Source organism: Conexibacter sp. SYSU D00693 (genome assembly GCF_017084525.1).
GTDB lineage: Bacteria > Actinomycetota > Thermoleophilia > Solirubrobacterales > Solirubrobacteraceae > Baekduia.
In genome coordinates this window covers 3642048-3665425 of the sequence record NZ_CP070950.1, presented here as the reverse complement: position 1 = coordinate 3665425, position 23378 = coordinate 3642048, and the positions used below count along the sequence as shown (strand labels likewise).

Genomic DNA, 23378 nt, shown 5'->3' with positions numbered 1-23378 from the left:
CGTCCGCGCGGCTACCGGTTGACGGTGCGCATGCCCGAGGCGTCGTAGCGGTCGCCTGCGGCGGCCGGGAGCTCCTCGAGCCTGCGGAGGTCGTCGTCGGTGAGGGTCACCTCCACGGCGGCGAGGTTCTCCTCGAGGTACGTGCGGCGCTTCGTGCCGGGGATCGGGACGACGTCGTCGCCCTTGGCCAGCACCCAGGCGAGCGCGAGCTGGCCGGGCGTGCAGCCCTTCTCCTGCGCGAGCTCCTCGACCTGCGCGACGAGCTGGAGGTTGCGCTCGAGGTTCTCGCCGGTGAAGCGCGGGCCGTTGCGGCGGAAGTCGTGCTCGTCGAGCTCCTCCGGGGCCTTGAAGCGCCCGGACAGGAAGCCGCGACCCAGCGGCGAGTAGGGGACGAGGCCGATGCCGAGCTCGCGGCAGGTCGGGACGACCTCGGCCTCGAGGTCCCGCGTCCACAGCGACCACTCGGTCTGCACCGCGGTGATCGGGTGGGTGGCGTGGGCGCGGCGGATCGTGTCCGGCGCCGCCTCGCTGAGGCCGAGGTGGCGGACCTTGCCCTCCTGGACGAGCTCGGCCATCGCGCCGACCGTCTCCTCGATCGGCGTGCCGGGGTCGACGCGGTGCAGGTAGTAGAGCTCGACGTGGTCGGTCTGCAGGCGCTGCAGCGAGCCCTCGATCGACCGGCGGACGTTCTCGGGCGAGCCGTCGTTGACGCGGCCGTTGGGCTCCTCGGGCGTCGGGTTGGGCCGGATGCCGAACTTCGTGGCGAGCTCGACCTGGTCGCGCTTGCCCTGCAGCGCCTTGCCCAGCAGCTCCTCGTTGAGGTGCGGGCCGTAGAGCTCGGCGGTGTCGAGGAAGCTGCAGCCGAGGTCGATCGCGCGGTGGATCGTCGCGATCGACTCCGCCTCGTCGGTCTGGCCGTAGAAGGCGGACATGCCCATGCAGCCGAGGCCGAGGGCGGAGACGTCGAGGTCGGCGAGCTTGCGGCGGGGGAGGGTCATGGTCTCCGACCGTACGACGCCGCGGGGCGAGCCCTGCACAGCCGGTTCACGTCCCGGGCCGTTCGCGCGTCGTGGTGGGATGGGCGGCGTGGTGATGGAGGTCGAGCTCGAGGCCGGCGGCGGGTCCTACGACCCGGCGGGCATCGCCGCGTTCCTCGCGGCGCGGCAGGCGACGGGCTGCGAGGAGGTCGAGCGCGACGCGCTGGTCGTCCGGCGCGCGCTCGCGCTGGGCGGCGGGACGGCCGTGGCGGAGCTGGCGCTGGGCCCGCGGGGCGCGACGGCTCGACTCTGGCTCGCCCGCGCCGCGGACCGCGAGGCGGCGGTGGCGGTCTGCCGGCGGCTGCTCGCGCTCGACGTCCCGGCGGCGGAGGCCGACGCGGTGCTCGGCGCCGATCCGGCGTTGGGGGCGCTGGTGCGCGCGGCGCCGGGGCGGCGGCTGCCGGGGTGCGTCGACGGCGGCGAGCTCGCGGTCCGGGCGGTCCTCGGCCAGCAGGTGTCGGTCGCGGCGGCGCGGACGCTCGCGTCCCGGCTCGTGGCGCGCCACGGCGGGCCGCCCTGCGTGGTCGACGGCGCACCGGCGCTGCGCCCCTTCCCGACGGCCCGGGCGCTGCTCGACGGCATGGCCGACGACGAGCCGGCGATGCCCAACGCGCGCCGCCGGGCGCTGCGGGCGGTCCTCGCCGCAGTCGACGACGGCACGCTCGACCTCCGCCCGGGCGTCGACGCCGACGCGGCGCGCGCGGCGCTCGTCGCCCTGCCCGGCATCGGCCCGTGGACGGCCGAGTACGTCGTCGCCCGCGCGCTGGGCGAGCCCGACGCCTGGCCGCCGAAGGACCTCGGCCTCCTGCGCGGCCTCGAAGCCCTCGGGCTGACGGAGGCCGACGCCCCACGCTGGCGCCCCTTCCGCACCTTCGCCATGGCCCACCTCTGGCTCGCGTGAGAAGCAGGGGACTGTCCCCTTCTTCTCACGCCCGCGCGACGTGACCCGCCGCGATCCCGCATGGGGGCTTGCGTGAGAAGCAGGGGACTGTCCCCTTCTTCGCCTTCTTCGCAGGAGGAGGGCAAGTGCGGCTGCTGGGTAGGGTGCCCGCCATGCCTCTCGTCCCCATGGTCATCGAGCGCACCGCGCGCGGCGAGCGCGAGTACGACATCTACTCGCGCCTGCTCAACGAGCGGATCATCTTCCTCGGCCAGCCGGTGGACGACCAGATCGCGAACCTCATCGTGGCGCAGCTGCTGCACCTCGAGTCCGCCGACCCGGACAAGGACATCTCGATCTACATCAACTCGCCGGGCGGCTCGATCTACGCGGGCCTGGCGATCTACGACACGATGCAGTTCATCAAGCCCGACGTGTCGACGATCTGCGTCGGGATCGCGATGAGCATGGGCTCGCTGCTGCTCGCCGGCGGCGCCGCCGGCAAGCGCTTCTCGCTGCCGAACTCGCGCATCCTCATCCACCAGCCCTCGGCCGGCTTCGAGGGCCAGGCCACGGACATCCAGATCCACGCCCAGGAGATCATCAAGACGCGCCGGCGCGTCGACGAGATCTACGCCAAGCACACGGGCAAGCCGATCGAGGAGGTCCACGCCGACATGGAGCGCGACCGCTTCTTCAAGCCCGACGAGGCCGCCGAGTACGGCCTCATCGACAAGGTCATCTCGAAGCACTGACACGCGGCGCACACCGCGCCGACACCTGGTTGACACCGGCGGGGCCGATGGTGACGGCGTGGGTCGCCCCCGCCTCACCCCCCGCCGCACCGGCACGCTGGCCGTCGTCGCCCTGACGGCCGGCGCTGCCACCGTCGGCAACGGCCAGACCCTCACGTCGCACGTCCCGCTGCTCGGCGGCGTCCTCGGCGAGCGCGCCGACGGCAGCGCCAGCGCGCGGGCCGCCGCGCCGCCCGCCGCCACCCCCACCGTGACCGCCGGCCGCGGCGGCGCCACCCCCGGCGCCTCCCTCGCCGCCTCCTCGTCGTCCTCCCCCACCGCGAGCTCGCCCGCGGACGCCGCCACCCCTGCCGGCGGCGTCGCGGGCGAGAACGCGAGCGGCGGCGCCGGCTCCGGCGCCGGCCGTGCTCGCCAGGACGAGCTGCTCCAGGTCAACTCGCGCGCCGGCGCCGCCCTGCTCACCGGCCTCGACCTCGCCCCGGGCGCCTCGCGCACCAGCGAGGTCACCATCACGAACTCCGGCTCCCTCGCGGGGCGCTTCACCCTGCGCGAGACGAACGCCACCACCTCCTTCAGCCGCGGTGCCCTGACCCTCACCGTCGAGCAGGTCCGCCCGCCCCGCGCCGCGCCGCTCGCCACCGCCGACCTCGGCCGCCTGACGCCTCTCGCCCTCGGCCGCTTCGCCGCCGGCGAGGCGCGCACGTACCGCATCACCGCCACCCTCTCGCCCACGGCCGGCAACGCCGACCAGGGCCGGGCGGCGACCGCCACCTACGTGTGGGACGCCGTCGCCGACGGCGTCGGCCTGCAGCTCGGCCGCTGAAAGGTGCCTGGCACCTACCACTCACGTGAGTGGTAGGTGCCAGGCACCTTCCACCCCGGGCGGTCGTAGCCTGGCCGCCATGGACCTCGGGCTGGCCGGCAAGCGCGCGCTCGTGACGGGCGGGACGCGGGGCATCGGGCGGGCGATCGCGCTGCGCCTGGCCCAGGAGTGCGCGGCCGTCGCGGTCTGCGCGCGCGGGGAGACGACCGCCGCCGTGCAGGAGCTCGAGCGCGCCGGGGCACCCGGCGCGTTCGGCGCGACCGTCGACGTCACCGACGAGGCCGCGCTGCGGCGCTTCGTGGACGACGCGGCGGGCGCCCTCGGCGGCTTGGACCTCGTCGTCGCCAACGCGGGCGGCAGCACCGGCGGATCCGCCCTCGAGGACGCCGACGCAGCGGCCTACCGCGAGACCTTCGACCTCAACGTCGTCCACGCGGCGACGCTCGTCCGCGCCGCGCTCCCCCACCTCCCCGAAGGGGGCGCGGCGCTGCTCGTGTCGAGCATCTCCGGCCATCGCCCCCAGCCCCGCGCGCAGTACGCGGCGGCCAAGGCGGCCGTCTCCCACCTCGCCGCGTCGTTGGGCCGCGAGCTCGGCCCGGGCGGCGTCCGGGTCAACGCGCTCAGCCCTGGCTCGATCCTCTTCGAGGGCGGCGGCTGGGACCACGCGCGCACCGAGCGCGCCGAGCAGTTCGAGCGCTTCGTCGCCCAGGAGTTCCCCCTCGGCCGCCTCGGGACCGCCGAGGAGGTCGCCGACGTCGCGGCGTTCCTGCTCAGCGAGCGCGCGAGCTGGGTCTCGGGCACCGACGTCGTCGTCGACGGCGCCCAGAACCAGCCGGGGATGTCCGGCTTCTAGGCGACCGCGTGCTCGATCGCGCCCAGGCGCTCGATCTCGATCCGCACGACGTCGCCGGACTGCAGGAACTGCGGCGGGTCCATCGCGAAGCCGACGCCGTCGGGCGTCCCGGTGAGGACCACGTCGCCCGGCTCGAGGGTGCAGGTCTCCTGCAGGAAGCCCACGACCGTCGGGACGTCGAAGATGAGGTCGGCGGTCGTCGCGTCCTGGCGCAGCTCGCCGTTGACCCACGTCTGCAGCCGGAGGTCGTGCGGGTCGAGCACCTCGTCGGCCGTCGTGATCCACGGCCCGAGCGGGCAGGCGCCGTCGAAGCCCTTCGCGCGCGTCCACTGCGGCTCGCGGCGCTGGAGGTCGCGCGCGCTGACGTCGTCGGCCACGCAGTACCCCGCGACCTCGCCGCCGGCGCCCATGACGACCGTCAGCTCGCCCTCGTAGTCCAGCCGGCGCACGACCTCCGGGCAGCGGACCGGCGCGCCCGGGTCGGCCGCGCTGGACGGCGACATGGTGAAGACGATCGGCGCCTTGGGGACGTCGCTGCCGCCCTCCGCCGCGTGCTTGGCGTAGTTCAGCCCGACGCCGAAGAGCACGCGCGGGCGCACCGGCATGAGCAGCGTCACGTCGGTGAGCGCGTGGTCGGGGCCGTCGGCCGGCGTGCGGTCGCCCGAGGCGAGGCGGTCGAGGACGGTCGAGCCGTCGGCGAAGGCGACGACGCGGTCGTCGCGGACCTCCCCCGCGACGGGCGCGTCGGCGCCGGCGGGCAGGAACGTCGCGAGCTTCATCGCGGCGGCACGCTAGCGGCGCGCGCCGCGCCGCCACCGCGCGAGGCGCTGCACCATCGCGTCCTGCGCCGGGCGGGCGCGCTCCACCGCGCTGCCCGTCGTGACGATCGCGAAGGCCACCCGGCGGTCGCCGCGGGCGCGGCAGATCCCCGCCAGCGCGCTGACCCGGGTGTCGGGCAGCGTGCCGGTCTTCGCCCTGCACCGGCCGCGTGCCGGCGACGCCGTGAGCCGGTCGCGCAGCGTGCCGGTGCGGCCGGCGACGGCGAGCGAGGACGTGAACGCGCTCGTGCCTCGCAGCCGCACCAGGAGCGCCACGAGGTCGCGCACGGAGCCGCGCGAGCCCGGCACCAGCCCCGCACCGTCGGCGAGCGTCACCTGCCGTGCGCCGAGCCGCCGGACGACCCGCGTCGCCGCCGCGGCGCCCGCCGCCGTCGTCCCTGCGCGCGCCTGCGCGGCGCCCACCGCCTTGAGCAGCGTCTCGGCGAGGAAGTCGTCGGAGTCGGTGTTCGCCGCGCGCACGACGTCGGCCACCCGGCGCTGGGTGCGACCCAGCAGGACCGCGCCCAGCGGCGTCGTCCCCGCTCGCGGCGTCCCACGCACGACGAGCCCGCGCGCCTCGAGCACGTCGTCGAAGCGCGCCGCCGCGGCCTGCGCCGGGTCGGGCTGCACCGGCCCCGCCGGCGTCGCGCGGCCGCGCAGGTAGGTCAGGGCGCCGAGCGTCCCGCCGATCTCCGGGTCGAACGCGAACGCCGTGCCCGGACCGCCGCGCAGCGCGTCGAAGCGCGTGCCGTCGCCGACGACCGAGCCCTGCACCTCGCGCACGCCGGCGGCCTGGACGGCGGTGGCGAGGGTCGCGAGCTCGGCGTCGCCCAGCAGCCCGTCGCCGCCGCCGCGCAGGACGACGTCGCCCGCCAGCACGCCGCCGGCGACCGGCCCGGCGAGCAGGACGCCCGTCTCGAGGGGCTGCAGGGTGCGCAGCGCCGCCGCCGTCGTCAGGAGCTTGGTCGTGGAGGCCAGCGGCGTCACGCGCGTGTCGCGCACGCGCGCGAGGACGCGCTTGGCGGCGACGTCGGTCACCGCGAACGACGTCGTGCCGCCGGCCCGCGCCGCCAGCCGCGACAGCGCGGAGCGCAGCGCGCGGTCCTGCGCCGCCGAGGCCGCCGGCGCAGCCGCGGCGAGCAGCGCCGCCGCGAGGAGCAGCGCGAGGGGCAGGACCCGGACCCGGTGCACGGTCCGAGCCTAGCCGGACGGCGCGGTCCGCTAGTGGGGCGCGTAGCGGTGGTGGAGCATGAGGACGTTGCCGTCAGGGTCGCTGAACGGGGCCATGTGGCAGACGCCGGAGTCGATGGTGTCCCCGAGGAACGCGACGCCCTGCTCCTCGAGCGCGGCCCGCGCGGCGGCCACGTCGCCGACCTGCAGCGCGAGGGGCGCCGAGGAGGGCCGGACCTCCATGCCCAAGCGCTCCGACGCCATGAGCGCGAGCGTCACGGTGCCCGTCTCGAACTCCGCGCCCATCGGGTCCTCCTCGCCCCAGGTCTTGCCGGGCTGGAGGCCGAGGACGTCGGCGTAGAACGCCCGAGCCCGGCCGAGGTCGGCGACCGGGAGCCCGACGAAGTCGACGCCCGTCACCCGCGAGGAGGTGGAGGTGCTCATGGGCGCACATCATCGGGGCTTTACGACGAGCTGTGAAGGTCTCGCGCCTTGGACCGCTGGGACCTGCTCTTCACCGCCTCGGGCGCCCTGGACGCGGCGCTGCTCGCGGCGCTCGGCGTCGCCGTGGCCCGGGCCCGGCACCGCGGCCTGCTCGCCGCGACGGCCTTCGCGACGTGGGCGGTGAAGCTCGCGCTGCTGCGGGCCGCCGGGCTGCAGCCGCACTTCGGCCTCATCCACGTGCTGTGGCTCGACGGCGTCGTCGGCGTCCCCGCGTTCGGCCTCGCCCTCCTCGCCGCCGGACGCCGCCTGCCGCGCCCGCGCCGCCGGCTCGTCCTCGGGGTCCCGTGCCTCCTGCTCGCGCCCGTGGGCGCGTACGCCGCCTACGTCGAGCCCGACCGGATCGTCGTCGAGCGCACCGAGGTCCCGGTCGCGCCCGCGCGCGCGGGGGACGACCCCGTCCGCCTCATCGTGCTCAGCGACCTGCAGTTCCGCCGCGTCGGCGACCACGAGCGCGAGGCCGTGCGCCGCGCGATGGCGCTCAGGCCCGACATCGTCCTGCTCCCGGGCGACGTCCACCAGGACTCGACCCGCCGCTTCCGCGAGGAGCTGCCGAGGATCCGCGCGCTGCTGCGCGGCCTGCGCGCGCCCGGCGGCGTCTTCTTCGCCCAGGGCGACGCCGACGGCCCGCAGGAGTCGCGCCTGCTCACGCAGGGCACCGGCGTGCGCTGGCTGCACGACGAGGTCGCGACCGTCCGCGTGCGCGACCGCGTCCTGCGCATCGGCGGGATCCAGCTGGCCTACTGGGAGCCCCGCGCCCGGGCGCTGCGCCGCCGCCTCGAGCGCCTGCCCGGCGAGGACGACGTCCGCCTCCTCCTCGCCCACCGCCCCGACCCGGTGCTCGAGCTGCGCCGCGACAGCCGGATCGACCTCGTCGTCGCCGGCCACACCCACGGCGGCCAGCTCCAGCTCCCGCTCGTCGGCCCGCTCAGCACCGCCACCCACGTCCCCCGCGACGTCGCCGCCGGCGGGCTGCACGACGTCGGCGGCGGCCGGCGGATCTACGTCAGCCGCGGCATCGGCGTCGAGCGCGGCCAGGCGCCGCGCTTCCGCCTCGGCGCCCCGCCCGAGGTCTCGCTGCTGGTCCTCGACGGCTGAGGCCGCACGTCGTACAGTCCGGGGACCGATGCGCGCGCACGCCGCAGCCCTCCGCCTCGTCCGGCCCTTCGCCGGCGTCGCGGGCTGCGCGCAGATCGCCATCGCCATTCGCCACTAGGCCTGCCGCGCAGACCACGCGCCGCGGGCCACGACCACGTCCCTCCCGGGACGCGGCGCGGTGGTGCATGCGGCGTGGCGGCTCGGGCGGGACTCCAGACCAGGAGCCACCGCCATGACCACCACCCACCTCCAGCTCGACCTCCACGGCGACGACGGCCAGGACGCGCTGCACCGCGTCCTCGCGCTCTGCCACGCGCGCCAGTGCGACGTGACCAGCGTGCGCTACGAGCGCGGCGACCGCCACCGGCCGCCGCGGCTCGAGCTCGGCCTGGCCGGGGAGGCGCAGCAGCTGCGCCGGCTCGTCGGCCGGCTCGAGGGGCTCGTCGGGGTCGGGGCTACGCTGCCCGCGCGACGCGACGGCGGGCGCTCGACTCGCGCCGCGCGCGCCACGCCTGGCGCTCGATGAACTGGTTGAGCTCGTGCGGGCGCTCGCGCTGGGGGTGGTGGCCCATCCCGCGCCAGACCTCGATGCGGGCCTGGGGCAGCGCGCGCTTGAGCGCGGCGGCGTGATCGGTCGAGACGAGCGCGTCGTGCTCGCCCCACAGGGCGGCGACGGGACCGTCGAAGGCGACGCGGCGCTTGGCGAAGCCGCGCTCGGAGCGCCCGGCGGCACTGATGGCCAGCACCGCGGAGCGCACGCCGTCGCCCGACTGCCACGCGCGGCGGCGCAGGCGCTCGACGAGGTCCTTGGACGGCAGCCGCCGGTGGGCGACGAAGGTCGAGTAGGCGCCGGTGACCACGAGCGGGTTCACCAGGCCGAGGGGCAGCGCGAGCTTGGCGACGTCGCGCACGCCGGGCAGGGCGATCGCCTCGGCCAGGCGGATGTTGCCGTAGCCCGCCGGCGCCAGGAGCACGAGGCTCTGGACCGCGGGACAGCGCTCGGCCACCGCGGTGGCGACCGCGCCGCCGAGCGAGTGGCCGACGAGCGTGCAGTCGTCGATGCCCAGGCGCTCGATGCCGGCGCACACGTCCTCCGCGTAGGCGCTGATGCGCGCGCGGGTCGGGCTGCTCGAGCCGCCGAAGCCGGGCAGGTCGATGGCGATGCAGGGGCGGTGCGAGTCGGCCGCCAGGCGCGCCCAGCCCTCCGAGTCGTCCAGCAGCCCGTGCAGCAGCACGAGCGGGCGTCCGCGGCCGGGCCAGGAGCGGACCCGGAGCTTGCGCCCCGCATCCAGTTCGACGTCGCGGATGGACGGTGTGGACATGGCTAGGCCCTCTTCGGCATGCGACAGCTGTGGCATGAGCGGTGTTCCGGCCGCACGGACCACAGTCCGTTCCCCCTGCTGCCGGCCGCGAGCGTACATCTGCTGGAGGTCGCCGTCACGTGGCTGGGGACCTGCCCGGCGTCCGGACCGGGCAAAACCCCTGGAAGGCAGTGCACTGCACGGTCTGCGACGAACGGTCGCAGTCTGCGACAGACGGTCGACAGGGTGTCTAGCCCTCGGCGGCGCGGGCCGCGCGGCGGCTGCGCCGGCGCTCCGCCGAGGCGGCCTTGCGCTGCTCGGCGGGGGTGAGCTCGGTGGCCTTCTCCTCGCGCTTGCGCGCCCAGCGCTGACGCTCCTCCTCGCTCATCGTGCGGATCGTCAGAGAGCCGTTCTCGACCTGCTCCTCGATGCGGTCGAGCTTGGCCTTGCGCGCCTCGTCGTCGCGCTCGCGCTGGGTCTTCGCCATGTCGGACGTAGTACCCACCGCCGCTGGGCGCTGCACGCAGACCGCGGCGCTCCGGGAAGACCCTGAAGCTGCCGATGACGTGGGCGATGCGCCTCCTCGACCGCCTGCGCCCGACCGACGCCGAGCGCGTGCTCGTCCACGTGCATGGCGGCCCCGTGGTGGAGGCGCACGTCAGCCACGCCGTCTCCGGCGCCGCCGAGCTCGTCGTGGCCGGCGCGAAGGACCTGCCGCCGCGCTTCCTGCATCGCCGCAAGGCCTCGCTGGTCCCCGTCGACGGCGACGGGCGCCTGGAGGTCACGCTGCTCGCCGTCCCGTCGCCCCAGGGCGTCGTGCGCGACGACGTCGTCCACGCCGTCTGGCTCGAGGCCCAGGACGCCGACCCGGTCCAGCGCCGCGAGCACGCGCGCATCACCGTCGTCCGGCCGGTCACCGTCGTGCCCGACGGCCTCTCCCACGGGTGGTTGCGCGCGCGCACGCGCGACGTGAGCGCCGGCGGCATCCTGCTCAGCGGCGTCCCGCAGCTCGCCGAGGGCGACGGCCTGCGGCTGCTCATCGACCTCTCCGACCAGCACGAGACGCAGGTCGACGTCCCCGCGCGCGTCGTGCGCGCGACCGACGACGGCCTGCGCGCCCTGGAGCTCGGCGAGGTGCCCGAGGGCGAGCGCGACCGGATCGCCAAGTGGGTGCGCCGGCGCGAGCTCGAGGCGCTGCGGCGCCTGCGCGAGTCCCGGTAGCCGCCCTGACGCGCGGCCGACCCGCGCGCGGATAACGTGCCCGCCGTGGCCGGCGCGCGACCGCGGACGCTCCTCCTGGCGGCAGCGGCTGCCCTCGCGCTGGCCGACACGTCGATCGTGACGCTGGCGCTGCCCGCGCTGCTCAACGAGCTCGACGCGACGGTGCAGGGCGTCGCCGGGGTCCTGGCGATCTACACCTTCGTCCTCGTCCCCGCCGTGCTCGGCGCCGAGCGCGTGCAGCGCCGCGCCGGGCCCGCCGTGGTCGGCGCCGCAGGCGGCGCGCTCTTCGCCGCGGCCAGCGCCCTGTGCGGCGCGGTCGACAGCCTGACGCCGCTGCTCGTGCTGCGCGGGGTGCAGGCGGTGGGCGGTGCCGCCGTGCTCGTGGCCGCCTTCGCGGTGCTGGCGGGCGACGACGAGCGCCGCGGGCGCCAGCTGTGGCTCGGGGCCGCCGTCCTCGCCGCCGCGGTCGGGCCCGCGCTCGGCGGCCTGCTCACCGAGCTCTTCTCGTGGCGCTCGATCTTCCTCTTCCAGGCGCCGGTCGCCGCGGCCGCCGCGCTCGCCTGCTGGTCCGGGCGGAGCGCGCTGCACGAGCACCACGCCGCCAGCGGCGCGGCGCCGGCGGCCGCCAAGCCGCCGGTCCAGGCCGCGCCCGCCCTCGCCCTCCTCCTCGTCTCCGCCGCGCTGTCGGCGGTCCTCTTCCTGCTCATCCTGCTGCTCGTCGCCGGCTGGGCCGAGGCGCCGCTCGAAGCCGCGGCGATCGTCACGGTCCTGCCCGCCGCCGCGGTCGTGGGCGCCCGCCTCGGCGGCCCCGCCCGGACCCGTGCGGCCGCGGGCTGCGCGCTCGTGGGCGGCGGCGTGCTCGCGCTGGCCTTCGTCCCGGAGGCGAACCTGCTGTGGACCGTCCCGCCGCAGGTGGCCGCCGGCCTGGGCATGGGCCTGTCGCTCACCGCGCTGGGCGGCGACCTGCTGCCCGAGCGCGACGCCGGCGACGCGGCGAAGCTCCTCGCCCTGCGCCACGCCGGCATCGCCCTCGCGGTGTTCGGCCTGGCCTTCCCCGTCCAGCACGACCTCGACGACGCAACCACGACGGCCCGCGAGCGCGGCGTCGCGATCGTGCTCGACGCCAGGATCGACCCGCTCGAGAAGGTCCGCCTCGCCCCCGAGCTGCTCTCGGGCGTCGACGCCGAGGCGCCGCGCGGCGCGCTGCGCGACGCGCTGGCCGAGCAGGAGGCCCAGCTCGACGGCGACGAGGCCGAGCGCGCCGAGTTCCGCCGGGTCGCCCAGCGCGCCGACGACACGCTGGTGGCCGCCGTCGGCGAGGCGTTCCGGACCGCGTTCCTCGTGACGGGGGCGCTCGCGCTGCTGGCCGCGCTCGTCCTGCTGCCCGTCGGCGGGACCGCCGTCGGCCTCGCGGCCGTCGTCGCGCTCGTGCTGCCCGCGGGCTACGCCCTGGCGCACGACCGTCGCGCCCCGGAGCCCGTGCGGCTCCAGAACCCGTGCGAGGAGCGCGAGCTGCCCAGCTCGGGTGGCCTGGGGGGCTTCCTCCAGGACCGGGCGCTGGCCTACCTCGACACCACCGCGTGCCGCAACGGCTCGACGCGCGAGGAGCTCGTCCTCGCGCTGGCCGACGCCGACGACGCCCGACGCTACGAGGAGCGCCACGGGGTCAACCCGCGCTCGATCGGCGGGCTCCTCGAGGGCCTCCTCGGCGGCTGAGCGGCCGGCGCCTAGAGCAGGTCGGGCAGCGACTCGGCCGGGTCGCCGTGCAGCAGCCAGCCGGCGTCCGTGCGCTCGACCAGGCCGCGGCGGGCCAGGACGCCCAGCGCCGTGGTCACCGACGGCCGGCGCGCGCCAACGAGCTTGCCGATCGTCTCGTGGGTGAGCTGGAGCGGCACCCGCACGCCCTGCGGCGAGACCTTGCCGAAGCGGTCGGCCAGCTGCCAGAGCAGGACGAGCACGCGCGCGTCGACGCGCGGCACCTGGGCGATCGCCCGCTGCACCGACAGGCTGCGCGAGCGTCGCGCGGCGCGGCCCACGACGGTGTCGAGCACCGTGGGCCAGCGGCCCGCGACCGCGGCGAAGCGCCGGTCGAGCACCGCCACGCGCGCGGGCTCCAGCACGCTCCAGCGCACCGAGCCGGGCAGGGGGTCCAGCGTCGCTTCGTCGTCCCAGGGACGGATGACGTCGCCGGCGCCGAGCAGCTCCGTGGTCGAGCGGCCGGCCAGCTCGACGTCACGGGTGATGAGTCCGTCCAGGATGAGGAGGCCGAGCGCCGGCTGCGCCGTGGCGCCGTTGAGCGAGATCTCGAGGGGGCCGGGGCCGAGGGCGTGCACGACGGCCACGGCGTGGCGTCGGGCGAGCTCCTTGGCCTCGGCATCGAGGTCGGCACCCAGCTCGGGGTCCGCGTCGATGACGGAGATGAGGGTTCGGGCGTTCGTCACGCTAGGTCCGGGGTTCCCGGGCGGTCCGTGCTCAAACACCGGGTTCTCGACCTTCGTGGTGGTCGAGCCGGGCGAGCGGGCGGGCCGGAGCTCCGGCCCGCCCGTCCGTCGCGACGGCTAGCGGGCGAACGACGCCGCCTTGGACTTGAACGTGCTGTAGGCGGGACGCACCTTGCCGTTCTGGTCGGTGAGGCCGGCGTCGAACACGCTCGAGCAGTCGCCGCCCGACCAGCTGTAGGCGTAGAGGCGGTCGACGTCGCGCCGGTGCTTCTTGGCCAGCGTGAACATGTACGCCGTGCGGTTGGCCTGGCGCTTGAGGTCGCACGGGAAGGCGCGGCCGAAGTTCGCGACGCCGCCGGTCTCGGTCAGCCAGAACGAGGCGCGGCGGTTGCGCTGCTTGACGGCCTTGATGATCCGGCTGGTGCCGGTCGAGCGCTTGCGGTTGGTGTCGGAGTAGTTGTGGATGCCGACCCGCAGCGACGAGCTCGTGCGGATGGAGCGCGGCAGGGCGGCGAACCAGCGGCTGATGTAGCGCGAGTCGCCGGCCTGGTCGAGGACGTCCAGCGCGAGGATCGTGCAGCCCTTGCACATCGTGCGCATCTGGCGGTAGAAGCCGGCCGCGCGGCTCGGGTTGTCCCACGTCGGCTGGGACTTGTGGTTGGCCTCGTTCCAGACGCCCCACTCCTTGACGCCCTTCGCGCGGTAGCGCTTGATGAGCTTGCCGACCTCGCGCTTGTACTGCGAGGTGGACGGGAGCTTGGCCTTCTTCGGCGTGAAGTCGTCCGTGGAGATGTGGAAGAAGACGCGCGCCTTGGCCTTGCGGGCGGCGGCGACGTACGCGTCGGCCTTGTTGAGCTCCGCGGCGTTGCGCGCCGCGTTCCACGGGATGAAGTAGCGGACCTTCTTGATCTTCAGCGCCTTGAAGTTCGCGTCGGCGAACATCGCGGCGTTCTGGTCGCCGATCCCCACGGCGACGTTCGTCTTCGCGCTGGCGACGGGGGCGGCGAGCGCAGGAGCGAGCGCCCCTGCCGCGAGCAGGACAGTCAGTCGTCGGTTCATCTGCATCTCGGAACAGGAGGCTTCCCGGTTGGTTCTGCCCCCATGTCCGTGCACGGACATGCGACGCGGGCGGCCTACGATGCGCTCGTGGCGTCGCTGACGGGCAAGCTGCTGGTCGCCTCCCCCGGTCTGGAGGACCCGAACTTCGCCCGCACCGTGGTGGCGATCGCCAACCACGACGACGACGGCGCCCTGGGCCTCGTGCTCAACCGGCCGTCGGACACCGAGGTGGGCGACGCGGTGCCCGAGCTGGCCGACCTCGCCGAGCCCGGCGACGTCGTCCACGTCGGCGGGCCGGTGCAGCCGCAGGCCATCGTCCTGGTCGCCGAGCTCGAGGACCCCGGGGACGCGGCCTTCCTGCTCGCCGGCCGGGTCGGCCTCGTCGCCGACACGACCGACCGCGAGGCGCTGGCCGGCCGCAGCGACCGCCGCCGGGTCTTCGCCGGCTACGCCGGCTGGGGTCCTGGCCAGCTCGAGGCCGAGCTCGAGCGCGAGGACTGGATCGTCGAGGACGCCACGCCCGACGACGTGCTCTGCGAGGACCCCGCGTCCCTGTGGAGCGCCGTGCTCGAGCGCAAGGGCGGCTCGTTCCGCCTCGTCGCGCGGATGCCGGTCGACCCCTCGTTGAACTAGCCGCACGGAGGCACCCATGATCGAGGTCACGCACTTCACCGACCCCGGCTGCCCGTGGGCGTGGTCGGCCTCGCCCGCGCTCGCCGTCCTGCGCTGGCGCTTCGGCGAGCAGCTGCGGTGGGACCTGCGGCTCATCGGCCTCACCGAGGAGCGCGAGCAGTACGAGCGCCGCGGCTACACCCCGGTCCGCCAGGCCGCGGGCTTCCGGCGCTACGCCGGGTGGGGCATGCCGTTCTCCAGGGCGCCCAAGCCGCACGTCGCCGCGACCTCGCGCGCCTGCCGGCTCGTCGTCGCCGTCCGCCTCGCCCAGCCGGGCCGCGAGCTCGAGGCGCTGCGCGCGCTGCAGCTCGTGCAGTTCACGACGCGGCTCGCCCTCGACGAGGACGTGGCGCTCGAGGCGGCGCTCGAGCGCCTCGGCGGCGTGCCGGGCGTCAGCGTGTCCTCGGTCGACGACCCGGAGGTCCGCGCCGCCTACGAGGCCGACCGCGAGGCGGCCCGCACCGCGGCGGGCAGCGCGACCGAGGCGATGGGCGCTCACGCCCAGACCGACGGCCCGGTCCGCTACACGGCGCCGTCGCTCATCCTGCGCGCGCCCGACGGCCGGACGCTCGACGCGGGTGGGTTCCAACCTGCCGAGGCCTACGACGTCTGCCTGGCCAACCTGGACCCGGCGCTCGAGCGCCGGCCGCCGGCGCAGGACGTCGTGGAGGCGATCCGCGCCGTGGGCCACGGCCTGACGACGCGGGAGGTCGCCGCCGTCATGGCCCCGCGTCTGGCCGCTCCGGACGACGGTGCGGCGGAGCAGGCGCTCGTCGAGGCCGCCGCGGAGGGCGCGCTGGTCCACGAGGCCGTCGGCGACGGCGCGCTCTGGACCCTGTCCTCGTAGTCCAACGACGGGCCGCGCGGGTCGTTGGAAGCCGACGACGCGGGCGGGATGGCGCTCCCTATTGTCCGGCCCCGCATGTCGAAGGCCAAGAAGCCACGGAAGGGCGGGCGGCCCGCGCCGCCGAAGGCCGAACCGACCACCCACCAGCTGCGCCAGGAGTACTACAAGCGGCGCTCGGAGCAGCAGGCGCTGGTCGAGCTGGGGCTCGTCGACACGGAGCGAGAACCGCCGAAGGGCGACGCCTCGTGGTGGGCCGACACGCGCGATGCGCTCGACCGGCTCGAGATCGTCCACGCCGTCTGGCGCTGGGCGGGCCTCACGGGCGGCGTGCCCGAGCCCGAGGACTGGGACCCGCAGCAGGGCTGGCCGTCGGAGAAGGAGGTCGAGCAGGTCTTCAAGGGCTGGGACGACCTGCTCGAGCAGTCCGGCATCGGCGAGGCGATCTTCGCCGAGGTGACCGAGCGGGTCCTCGAGGCGCACGGCAGGCTGCGCGAGGGCGAGGCGGCGCTCGAGGCGGCCACGAAGCGCCTCGAGCGCGAGCAGCGCAAGCTGCCCGAGCTGCGCCGCCTGGCGGAGACCGCCCGCGCCAAGCGCGACGAGGCCGACGCCCGTGCGCGGGAGGCCGAGGCGGTGCGCGACGCCCTCGAGCGCGAGCGCGACGCCCTGGCGCGCCGCGTCGAGCAGCTGGCCGGCGAGGCCGCGGCGGCGCGCGCCAGCGCGGCGGAGAGCGGTCCCGCCGACGAGGACCTGGTCGCCGAGGTCGAGCGGCTGGCCGGCGCGCACGACACGGCGCTGGCCGAGCGCGACGCCGCGCACGTCGAGGTCGAGCGCCTGCGCGAGGCCGCCGAGCAGGACCGCCGGACGATCGCCGAGCTGACGCGGGCCCTGGCGCTCGTGGACCAGGAGGACGAGGCGGCCGCGGCGGAGGTCGTCCACGCCGAGGACGAGCCGCCCGAGTCGGTCCTCGAGGCCGTGGAGCGCGCCGCCAGCGAGGCCCGCCACCTGCGCTTCTCGCCCCGCGCCTTCGAGACCGCCGCCGAGTCGCCGTTCCGCCGTCCGGGCCTCGTGCTCAAGACGCTGCGCGCGCTCGACGAGATGGCCGAGCGCTTCGCCGGCGGCGACATGGGCCGGTCGCTCGTGCAGGCCGCGGCCGAGCACGGGATCACGCAGTACCGCCAGGACGTCGCCGAGACCACGCGCAAGCGCTACGAGGACGAGTACACGTTCACGTGGGAGGGCCACAAGCTCTGGGTCGGCCCCCATGTCGGCCTGGGCTCCGGGTCGGGCGCGGGGTTCGTCGCCCGGATCTACCTCCACGTCGCCGACGGCAGCGAGGACGGCGTGCCGCGCGGCATCTACGTCGGCCCCGTGGGCCGGCACCTGCCCGACACCACGACGTGAGCGACGTCCGCGAGTTCCGGATCCGCGAGGGCGACGAGGTGATCCGCCTCGGGCAGCTGCTGAAGGCCGCGGACGTCGTGGACTCCGGCGCGGAGGCCAAGCTCGTCCTGGCCGAGGGCGCCGTGACGGTCAACGGCGAGCCCGAGGCCCGGCGCGGGCGCCAGCTGCGCCGCGGCGACGTGGTCGCCGTCGGGGGCGACACGGTCCGCATCGCCTGACGCGTCGACTAGGGTGGCCCCGTGGCCACGAGCCCCGAAGGCACCGGCACCGCCGACCGGCCGCTGCGCGCCGACGCCGCCCGCAACCGCCAGGCCGTGCTGGCCGCCGCCCGCACGCTCGTCGCCAAGCGCGGCCTCGAGGTCGGCGTCGACGAGATCGCGCAGGCCGCGGGCGTCGGCAAGGGCACGCTCTACCGCCGCTTCCCCACGAAGGACGCGCTGCTCGAAGCGCTGCTCGAGGACCGTGCCGCGGTCCTGCACGAGCGCCTGGCCAAGGCGGTCGCCACCGCCCCCGGCGACCCGGCGTCGCGCCTCGACGCCGCCGCCCACGCGGTCGCTGCCACCGTCGCCGAGGACCGCGGGTTCTACGACGCCATCCGCGAGCGGCTGAGCGCGCTGCCCGCCGCGGCCACGGTCCACCAGCGGCTCGTCGACGCGTGCGCGCCGCTGCTGGCCGCGGCCCAGGAGGCGGGCACGGTGCGCGACGACGTCGACGCCGAGGACCTCGTCGTGCTGCTCGTCAACGCCTCGCGCGTCCCCGCCGCCCGCCGGCGCACGACGCCCAGGCTGTGGGAGCGCCACCTGGTGCTCGCGCTCGACGCGCTGCGCCCCGGCGGCCGCGCGCTGCCGCCCGGCTAGACGAGCTCGGCGCCCATGTTGCGCTCCATCATCTGCAGCGCGGCGCGACCCAGCTCCTCGTCGAGCGGCACGCACGCGTCGACGGCGACGCGGATGCCGAAGTGGCGCACGTGGGCGTCGAGGGCCGAGTAGAGGATGCACTGCTCGGTGACCTGGCCGACGAGCGTCAGCGTGTCGAGCTCGCGGCTGTTGAGGAAGTAGCCCAGCGGCGTCTCGTAGAAGATCGAGTGGCGCGCCTTGACGATGAAGGCGTCGTCGGGCTCGGGCAGCAGGGGGCGGACCAGGTCCGCGTGGGGGGTCGTGTCGAGCACCCACTCGATGAGCCGCTCGCGGCTGCCGTCCCAGCGGTCGTAGTGGTCGTTGACGTAGACGACCGGGAGGTCCTTCTCGCGCGCCTCGGCGATGCGGCCGGCCATCGCGTCCAGCCGCTCGCGCGCCGCCCTGGCGACGGCCTCCCCGTCCTCGAAGTCGTAGGTCGAGACCATGTCGACCACCACCAGCGCCTGCTGCATGGCGACCGCCTACCCGCTGTGGCCCACGACGCTCAGACCGACGGCGGCGCGTCGACGCGCGTGGCGGCGGCCAGCGCCTGCTTCCACGTGCCGAAGGTGCCGATCAGCTGCGCCAGCGACGGGAGGTCGTTGCGGGCCTCCCAGCGCTGCTGGTAGTCGACGAGCGAGACCTGACCGGGCCGGCGGCCGAGCTCCTTGGCGACGTCGCGCAGCGCCGCGGCGAGCACCTCGCGGTCGAGGCCCTCGTCGTCCTTGGCCATGCGCCGCGCCTCGCTGGCCAGCCGGCCGGCGGCCGCGCCGCGGGCGCCCGAGACGCCGTCGGGCACGTGGCGTGCCCGGCCGGGTCCGACCACGAGCTTGCAGTGCCGGCAGCGCATGGAGGCCGGCGGGTACGGGACCGGGACCTCGTCTGCGAACGGCATGGAGCAGTGGGGGCAGAAGACGGTCTGGGTCGCGGTCGCAGCCATGTGCGCGCTGCGGGTACCCGGCCCGGGGTGCGCCAACCGTCCGGCTCCGACTGTCGCTCAGCGCGCGACGCGCTCCAGCAGCGCGTCCCAGTCGGCGAGGAAGCGCCCGAGCCCGTAGCGCTCGAGCGCCGCGGCCCGCGCGGCGGTGCCCCGCTCGCGCGCCTCGTCGCGGTCGGCCACGAGCCGGGCGAGGCCCGCGCGCAGCTCGCGCACGTCGGTGGACACGACGCCGGCCGACGGCGGCACGGCCATCGGGACCTCGGTGGTGGCCAGGGCGACCACCGGCATCCCGAGGTGCATCGCCTCGAGCAGCGCGAGGCCGAGGGAGGTCCAGCGGATCGGGTGCAGGTAGACGCGTCGCCGCGCCATCTCCTGGTGCAGCTGGGCGTGGGGCAGGTCGTCGATCGGCGTGACGTGCTCGCCGGCGCTCGCGGCGTCCATCCCGAAGAGGTCCAGCGGGACGGTGCCGTTGAGGCGCGGCAGGAGGTCGGTCCCGGTCACCCGGGCGCGGCGGCGGGCCTCGTTGACCACGACGGCCGCTCGCGGCAGCTCGCCCGTGTACCGGTGACCCGGGTCCACGATGCCGTGGTCGACGACCGTCGTCTCCGTGGAGCCGGCGTCCCAGAAGAGGTCGTTGAAGTGCGTGACGTGGACGAGCAGCAGGTCGTCGCGGTCGGCCGCCGGATGGCGCAGGTCGTTCACGCGGCCCTGCGGCGCGTTGTGCTCGACGTAGACCGCCGGCACGTCCTTGCCGGGCACGCGGCCGCCGAGCCACTCGCGGGCGAGCCCGTCGAGCTCCTCGGGGCGCTGGAGGACCACGACGTCGACGTCGGTGTCGCCGAGCTCCTCCTTGGTGACCTCCACGGCGTTGTCGGGCCAGGCGTAGGTCTGCGCGCGACCGCGCCCCTCGGGGCCCCGGTCCGGGGCGACCGGGATGAGGTGCTCGTGGTCGCCGTGGACGAACGCCGTGCTCCAGGCGCCGTGGACGTGCCAGTGCAGGACCCGCATGGCGCGGTCGCGTACCCAGCGTGTGGACATCCACCGGCGCAGCGGGTAGGGGTGCCGGGTCGCCGCGCTTCCCCCTCTCCCCCCGGACGCCGAGCCGGTCGTCCTGCACGTGTCGCGCGGGATCCTCGCCGAGGCCGTCCTCGCCCGCGCCGCCGGCGCGGTGGCGGTGCGCTGCGACCTCCCGCTCGACCGCCTCGAGGACGCCGTGCTGGTGCTCGCGACGCTGCTCGGCGGCGCGGCACCCGACCGCGAGGACCTCGAGGTGACGCTCGAGCCGTGGCAGCGGGCGATGGCCGTCCGTGCCGGGCCGTTCGCGCCCGGGGAGGCGCAGCGGCTGCTGGACCTCGACGCCGGGCCGGGCGTCGGCGTCCTGCAGAGCCTGGTGGGCGGCGCGACGGTCGAGCCAGGCAGTCGCGGGGACTTCCTGAGCCTGGTCGTCGCGGCCGACGCCGACGGGCCGGCGCTCTAGCCGTCGCCGGCGAGCGCGAACTCCATCACGACCTCCGCGCCGCCGCCGGGGGCGTCGTGGAACGTGACGCGGTCGGCCACGGCGGCGATGATCGGCAGGCCCTGCCCCATGCCGGAGTCGTCGGGGCGCGGCAGCATCGGCAGGCCGCCGTCGCGGACGGCGACGCGCAGCACCCCGTCGACGAGCGTCCCCTCCACCTCGACCGCCCCGCCGGCGGCGAGGCCGTCGACGCCGTGGCGACGCACGACGTTCGTGACCGCCTCGCTCACCGCCAGCAGGACCTTCTCCATCCGCGCGCGCGACACGGCGCCCGCGTCGGCGAGCCCGGACAGGACGTGGCGCACGAGGCCCACGTTGGCGCGGGTGGGCGCCACCTTGAGGTGGAAGTGCGCTGGAGGTTGGTTCATGACGTGCCCGCGGGCTTGCTCGCGAGACCCCACGGGTACCGCGGTCGAAGTGGACCGAATCTCGCAGATGACGCCGGACCGGGAGCTGCGGCTGCAGGAGCAGCCGCCGTCGGAGGCCGCCGTCCCGCGACGATCGCCCGGGTTGCAGCACCTGTTCCGCGCGTACCACGAGCGCGGGGACATGCAGGCCCGCGACACGCTGATCCGACGCTTCACGCCGCTAGCTTCCCGCCTCGCCCGGCGCTACGCCCACCCGGGCGGCGAGCCGGTCGACGACCTCGTCCAGGTCGCGACGCTCGGCCTCATCAAGGCGATCGACCGCTTCGAGCCCGCGCGCGGGTTCGCGTTCGCGTCGTTCGCCACGCCGACGATCCTCGGCGAGCTGCGCCGCTACTTCCGCGACGCGACGTGGGCGGTCCACCTCCCGCGCCAGGTCCAGGAGGACGTCCTCCGTGTCGAGCAGGCGACGCAGGCGCTCGGCACGCGGCTCGGCCGCTCACCCACCGTCGCCGAGATCGCCCAACAGGCCCAGATGGAGCCCGACCAGGTGCTCGACGCGCTGGCCGCGGTGCGCTCGACGCAGACGCGCTCGCTCGACGCGCCGGTCGGCAACGACGGCGAGGACGAGGACACGACGCTCGGCGACCAGCAGGGCTCGCGCGAGCGCGGCTACGACCTCGTCGAGTACGGCGCCTCGGCGTCGCACGCCGTCAAGCGCCTGAGCGAGCGCGATCGCGAGATCCTGCGGCTGCGCTTCGTCGAGGACCGCACGCAGTCGGAGATCGCGGCGCAGGTCGGCCTCTCGCAGATGCAGGTCTCCCGCGTCCTGGCCAAGTGCCTGCGCGCCATGCGCGAGGCCGCCGGCGCCGACCTCCTCGAGGGCTGACCGTGGCGGTCACGCGCAAGTGGGTCCCGGCGCCCGTCGAGGACTGCTGGGCCATCGTCGCCGACGCGCGCTCCTACGCGTTCTGGGTCGTCGGCTCGCACGACGTCCGCGCCGCCGAGGGCGAGTGGCCGGCGGCGGGCTCGACCTTCCACCACACCCAGGGCCACGGCCCGGTGAAGCTCAAGGACACGACGACGGTCCGCGAGTGCGAGCCGCCCCACCGCCTCGTGCTGGAGGTCCGCGTGCGCCCGTTCGGCATCGGCCGCGTCGCGCTGTGCTTCGAGCCCGACGGCGAGGGCACGTGCATGACGATCGACGAGACCTTCGAGTCCGGCCCGCTCTCCTACGTGCCCCGGCCGCTGATGGCGCCGGCGATCGCCTTCCGCAACGAGGACGGCCTGCGCCGCCTGGCCGCGATGGCGTGGACGCGCGCCGCGACGCTCGACCGCGCGCCCGACGAGGTCGGCGGCGGTCAGGCCGGCTCGGCCGCCGCGGGCACGACGCCCAGGTCCTCGGCCAGGCGCACGAAGGCGCGCGCGTAGGGCGACTCCGACGTGCGCTCGCGCACGTCGGACCAGTCGACCTGCTCGCGCACGGGACGCGCGATGGCCAGCAGGCCGCTGAAGTCGAGGTTGAGCTCGTCCAGCGCGTTGAGCTTGGACACGAAGACGTCCTCGAGCGGGAGCGCCTTGCACTCCATCGCCTGCAGGTTGACCGTCTCGCAGGCCTCGATGCACGCCTCGTCGATGGTGATCGACGTCGGCTCGAAGATGACGTCGACGAGCACGTCGCCGTCGAAGGCCTTGTAGAGCCAGCCCTCCGGCGGCTTCTCCGTGCGCATGCCCGCGGCGCCGAGCGCGGCGAGCGCCTCCTCGGCGCGGTTCGGCGGGACCATGAGGTCCACGTCGTGGTAGGGCGCGGGGCCGCCGCGCGCCCAGCACGCCACCGAGCCGCCGAGCGCGAACGGCACGTCCGCGTCGCGCAGCGCCGCGATGGAGCGCCGGAGGGTCGGGATCAGGTGCTCGGCCTGGTCGTCGTACGCCATGTGCCTCCCTCAGTACCGCGCGCGGACCGGGTGCAAGCGCCGCCGGGCGGGGTAGAGCGCGCCTGATGGACGACGGAGCCTGCCCGACGATCAAGGTCGCCGCCGCGGGCGACCTCCACTGCTCGCCCGCGCGCGAGGAGGAGGCGCACCAGGTCGTCGCCGGGATCGACCGCGACGCCGACGTCGTGCTCCTGGCCGGCGACCTGACGACCCACGGCGAGCCCGAGCAGGCCGCCGTCTGCGCGCGCGCCTGCGCCGCCGAGGCGCCTGCCCCGGTCTACGCCGTGCTGGGCAACCACGACCACCACACCGCGCGCGGCGACGAGGTCGTGGCGGCGCTGCAGGAGGGCGGGATCACCGTCGTCGACCGCGGCTCCGCCGTGCTGCAGGTCGGCTCGTGCGAGGTCGGCATCGCCGGCGCCAAGGGCCTCGTCGGCGGCTTCCCGGGCTCTCACCTGCCGGACTTCGGCGAGCCCGTGATGCGCGCGGTCTACGCCGAGTGCGGCGAGGAGGTCGACGCCCTGCGCCAGGCCCTGCAGGACATCGCGGTCTGCTCCCTGCGCCTCGTGCTCCTGCACTACGCCCCGACCGGCGACACGCTCGTCGGCGAGCCCGAGGGCATCTGGACCTTCCTGGGCACCGACCGCCTGGCCGCGCCGATCCTCGAGCACGAGCCCGACCTCGTGGTCCACGGCCACGCGCACGCCGGCTCCTTCGAGGGCGCCATCGGCAACGTGCCGGTGCACAACGTCTCGCTGCCGGTGCTCGGCGGGGCGTTCCACACGTTCGAGCTGCAGCCCAGCGCGGGGGCGGCGACCGGCGTGCACTGAGGGTTCGCCGGTCACGGTCG

The 23378-nt window shown here is 75.8% G+C and carries 30 protein-coding genes; 17 read left to right on the top strand and 13 right to left on the bottom strand.

Annotated features, from left to right (window positions below; genetic code table 11):
- Positions 1-11: 11 nt before the first annotated feature.
- On the bottom strand, positions 12-998 hold the full coding sequence (locus JUB12_RS18110; RefSeq protein WP_205696837.1) for an aldo/keto reductase: 987 nt from the start codon (positions 996-998) through the stop codon (positions 12-14).
- A gap of 94 nt (positions 999-1092) precedes the next feature.
- Between JUB12_RS18110 and JUB12_RS18105 the strand changes: the two genes are divergently transcribed.
- From JUB12_RS18105 to JUB12_RS18090, 4 genes are all read left to right on the top strand, one after another.
- Positions 1093-1938 carry a DNA-3-methyladenine glycosylase gene (locus JUB12_RS18105; RefSeq protein ID WP_241004532.1) on the top strand — a complete coding sequence of 282 codons (846 nt, stop codon included), beginning with the start codon at positions 1093-1095 and terminating at the stop codon, positions 1936-1938.
- Positions 1939-2090: 152 nt separating this feature from the next.
- Positions 2091-2672, top strand: coding sequence for an ATP-dependent Clp endopeptidase proteolytic subunit ClpP (gene clpP, locus JUB12_RS18100; RefSeq protein WP_205696835.1), 582 nt, complete (start codon positions 2091-2093; stop codon positions 2670-2672).
- 58 nt (positions 2673-2730) lie between these two features.
- Positions 2731-3495, top strand: coding sequence for a hypothetical protein (locus JUB12_RS18095; RefSeq protein WP_205696834.1), 765 nt, complete (start codon positions 2731-2733; stop codon positions 3493-3495).
- 79 nt (positions 3496-3574) lie between these two features.
- Positions 3575-4348: an SDR family NAD(P)-dependent oxidoreductase gene (locus JUB12_RS18090; RefSeq protein ID WP_205696833.1), complete on the top strand. Its 774-nt coding sequence runs from the start codon at positions 3575-3577 to the stop codon at positions 4346-4348.
- Here JUB12_RS18090 and JUB12_RS18085 read toward each other — a convergent pair.
- The 3 genes from JUB12_RS18085 to JUB12_RS18075 are packed head-to-tail and all read right to left on the bottom strand — an operon-like array spanning position 4345 to position 6780.
- On the bottom strand, positions 4345-5127 hold the full coding sequence (locus tag JUB12_RS18085; protein ID WP_205696832.1) for a fumarylacetoacetate hydrolase family protein: 783 nt from the start codon (positions 5125-5127) through the stop codon (positions 4345-4347). The genes JUB12_RS18090 and JUB12_RS18085 overlap by 4 nt on opposite strands.
- A gap of 12 nt (positions 5128-5139) precedes the next feature.
- Positions 5140-6357, bottom strand: a complete 1218-nt coding sequence (locus tag JUB12_RS18080) for a D-alanyl-D-alanine carboxypeptidase (protein ID WP_205696831.1) — start codon at positions 6355-6357, stop codon at positions 5140-5142.
- 30 nt (positions 6358-6387) lie between these two features.
- A complete protein-coding gene (locus JUB12_RS18075) occupies positions 6388-6780 on the bottom strand; it encodes a VOC family protein (RefSeq protein ID WP_205696830.1) in 393 nt (130 codons plus the stop codon).
- Positions 6781-6828: 48 nt separating this feature from the next.
- On the opposite strand from JUB12_RS18075, the gene JUB12_RS18070 reads away from it, so the two are divergent.
- Both JUB12_RS18070 and JUB12_RS18065 read left to right on the top strand, forming a co-directional pair.
- Positions 6829-7935 (top strand): metallophosphoesterase, encoded by a 1107-nt coding sequence (locus JUB12_RS18070; RefSeq protein WP_205696829.1) that lies wholly within the window; start codon positions 6829-6831, stop codon positions 7933-7935.
- 232 nt (positions 7936-8167) lie between these two features.
- On the top strand, positions 8168-8461 hold the full coding sequence (locus tag JUB12_RS18065; protein WP_205696828.1) for a hypothetical protein: 294 nt from the start codon (positions 8168-8170) through the stop codon (positions 8459-8461).
- Here JUB12_RS18065 and JUB12_RS18060 read toward each other — a convergent pair.
- Entirely contained in the window at positions 8391-9257 is an 867-nt protein-coding gene (locus JUB12_RS18060; RefSeq protein WP_205696827.1) for an alpha/beta fold hydrolase, read from the bottom strand. The two genes, JUB12_RS18065 and JUB12_RS18060, sit on opposite strands and share 71 nt — an antisense overlap.
- A 229-nt stretch (positions 9258-9486) precedes the next feature.
- Complete coding sequence (locus tag JUB12_RS18055) at positions 9487-9723, bottom strand: hypothetical protein (RefSeq protein ID WP_205696826.1); 237 nt, start codon at positions 9721-9723, stop codon at positions 9487-9489.
- An 86-nt stretch (positions 9724-9809) separates the two neighbouring features.
- Between JUB12_RS18055 and JUB12_RS18050 the strand changes: the two genes are divergently transcribed.
- Together JUB12_RS18050 and JUB12_RS18045 are read left to right on the top strand one after the other, a co-directional pair.
- Positions 9810-10457, top strand: coding sequence for a PilZ domain-containing protein (locus JUB12_RS18050; RefSeq protein ID WP_205696825.1), 648 nt, complete (start codon positions 9810-9812; stop codon positions 10455-10457).
- A gap of 45 nt (positions 10458-10502) precedes the next feature.
- On the top strand, positions 10503-12173 hold the full coding sequence (locus JUB12_RS18045) for an MFS transporter (RefSeq protein WP_205696824.1): 1671 nt from the start codon (positions 10503-10505) through the stop codon (positions 12171-12173).
- 11 nt (positions 12174-12184) lie between these two features.
- Here JUB12_RS18045 and JUB12_RS18040 read toward each other — a convergent pair whose 3' ends face one another.
- The gene (locus JUB12_RS18040; protein ID WP_205696823.1) at positions 12185-12898 is read right to left on the bottom strand and encodes a Crp/Fnr family transcriptional regulator; all 714 of its coding nucleotides are present in this window, start codon (positions 12896-12898) and stop codon (positions 12185-12187) included.
- Between the two features lie 117 nt (positions 12899-13015).
- On the bottom strand, positions 13016-13957 hold the full coding sequence (locus JUB12_RS18035) for a hypothetical protein (RefSeq protein ID WP_205696822.1): 942 nt from the start codon (positions 13955-13957) through the stop codon (positions 13016-13018).
- 87 nt (positions 13958-14044) lie between these two features.
- On the opposite strand from JUB12_RS18035, the gene JUB12_RS18030 reads away from it, so the two are divergent.
- From JUB12_RS18030 to JUB12_RS18010, 5 genes are all read left to right on the top strand, one after another.
- Positions 14045-14590 (top strand): YqgE/AlgH family protein, encoded by a 546-nt coding sequence (locus tag JUB12_RS18030; RefSeq protein WP_205696821.1) that lies wholly within the window; start codon positions 14045-14047, stop codon positions 14588-14590.
- A 16-nt stretch (positions 14591-14606) separates the two neighbouring features.
- Entirely contained in the window at positions 14607-15476 is an 870-nt protein-coding gene (locus JUB12_RS18025; protein WP_205696820.1) for a hypothetical protein, read from the top strand.
- A 75-nt stretch (positions 15477-15551) separates the two neighbouring features.
- A complete protein-coding gene (locus JUB12_RS18020; RefSeq protein ID WP_205696819.1) occupies positions 15552-16877 on the top strand; it encodes a hypothetical protein in 1326 nt (441 codons plus the stop codon).
- Entirely contained in the window at positions 16874-17095 is a 222-nt protein-coding gene (locus JUB12_RS18015) for an RNA-binding S4 domain-containing protein (RefSeq protein ID WP_241004312.1), read from the top strand. Before JUB12_RS18020 ends, JUB12_RS18015 begins: the two co-directional genes overlap by 4 nt.
- 21 nt (positions 17096-17116) lie before the next feature.
- Positions 17117-17734, top strand: coding sequence for a TetR/AcrR family transcriptional regulator (locus tag JUB12_RS18010; protein ID WP_205696818.1), 618 nt, complete (start codon positions 17117-17119; stop codon positions 17732-17734).
- Here the strand turns inward: JUB12_RS18010 and JUB12_RS18005 are convergent.
- The 3 genes from JUB12_RS18005 to JUB12_RS17995 are packed head-to-tail and all read right to left on the bottom strand — an operon-like array spanning position 17731 to position 19721.
- Positions 17731-18246 (bottom strand): cysteine hydrolase family protein, encoded by a 516-nt coding sequence (locus JUB12_RS18005; protein ID WP_205696817.1) that lies wholly within the window; start codon positions 18244-18246, stop codon positions 17731-17733. The two genes, JUB12_RS18010 and JUB12_RS18005, sit on opposite strands and share 4 nt — an antisense overlap.
- Positions 18247-18278: 32 nt before the next feature.
- Positions 18279-18713: a homing endonuclease associated repeat-containing protein gene (locus JUB12_RS18000; protein WP_205696816.1), complete on the bottom strand. Its 435-nt coding sequence runs from the start codon at positions 18711-18713 to the stop codon at positions 18279-18281.
- Between the two features lie 57 nt (positions 18714-18770).
- Positions 18771-19721, bottom strand: coding sequence for a glycosyltransferase (locus JUB12_RS17995; RefSeq protein WP_205696815.1), 951 nt, complete (start codon positions 19719-19721; stop codon positions 18771-18773).
- A 109-nt stretch (positions 19722-19830) separates the two neighbouring features.
- Between JUB12_RS17995 and JUB12_RS17990 the strand changes: the two genes are divergently transcribed.
- Positions 19831-20190 (top strand): hypothetical protein, encoded by a 360-nt coding sequence (locus JUB12_RS17990; RefSeq protein ID WP_205696814.1) that lies wholly within the window; start codon positions 19831-19833, stop codon positions 20188-20190.
- Here JUB12_RS17990 and JUB12_RS17985 read toward each other — a convergent pair.
- On the bottom strand, positions 20187-20597 hold the full coding sequence (locus tag JUB12_RS17985) for an ATP-binding protein (RefSeq protein ID WP_205696813.1): 411 nt from the start codon (positions 20595-20597) through the stop codon (positions 20187-20189). The two genes, JUB12_RS17990 and JUB12_RS17985, sit on opposite strands and share 4 nt — an antisense overlap.
- A gap of 67 nt (positions 20598-20664) precedes the next feature.
- On the opposite strand from JUB12_RS17985, the gene JUB12_RS17980 reads away from it, so the two are divergent.
- A complete protein-coding gene (locus JUB12_RS17980) occupies positions 20665-21483 on the top strand; it encodes a SigB/SigF/SigG family RNA polymerase sigma factor (RefSeq protein ID WP_205696812.1) in 819 nt (272 codons plus the stop codon).
- Positions 21484-21485: 2 nt separating this feature from the next.
- The gene (locus JUB12_RS17975; RefSeq protein ID WP_205696811.1) at positions 21486-22025 is read left to right on the top strand and encodes an SRPBCC family protein; all 540 of its coding nucleotides are present in this window, start codon (positions 21486-21488) and stop codon (positions 22023-22025) included.
- On the opposite strand, the gene JUB12_RS17970 is transcribed toward JUB12_RS17975, so the two are convergent.
- Positions 21956-22528, bottom strand: coding sequence for a nucleotidyltransferase (locus JUB12_RS17970; RefSeq protein WP_205696810.1), 573 nt, complete (start codon positions 22526-22528; stop codon positions 21956-21958). The two genes, JUB12_RS17975 and JUB12_RS17970, sit on opposite strands and share 70 nt — an antisense overlap.
- 65 nt (positions 22529-22593) lie before the next feature.
- Between JUB12_RS17970 and JUB12_RS17965 the strand changes: the two genes are divergently transcribed.
- Complete coding sequence (locus JUB12_RS17965) at positions 22594-23358, top strand: metallophosphoesterase (RefSeq protein ID WP_205696809.1); 765 nt, start codon at positions 22594-22596, stop codon at positions 23356-23358.
- Positions 23359-23378 lie beyond the last annotated feature (20 nt).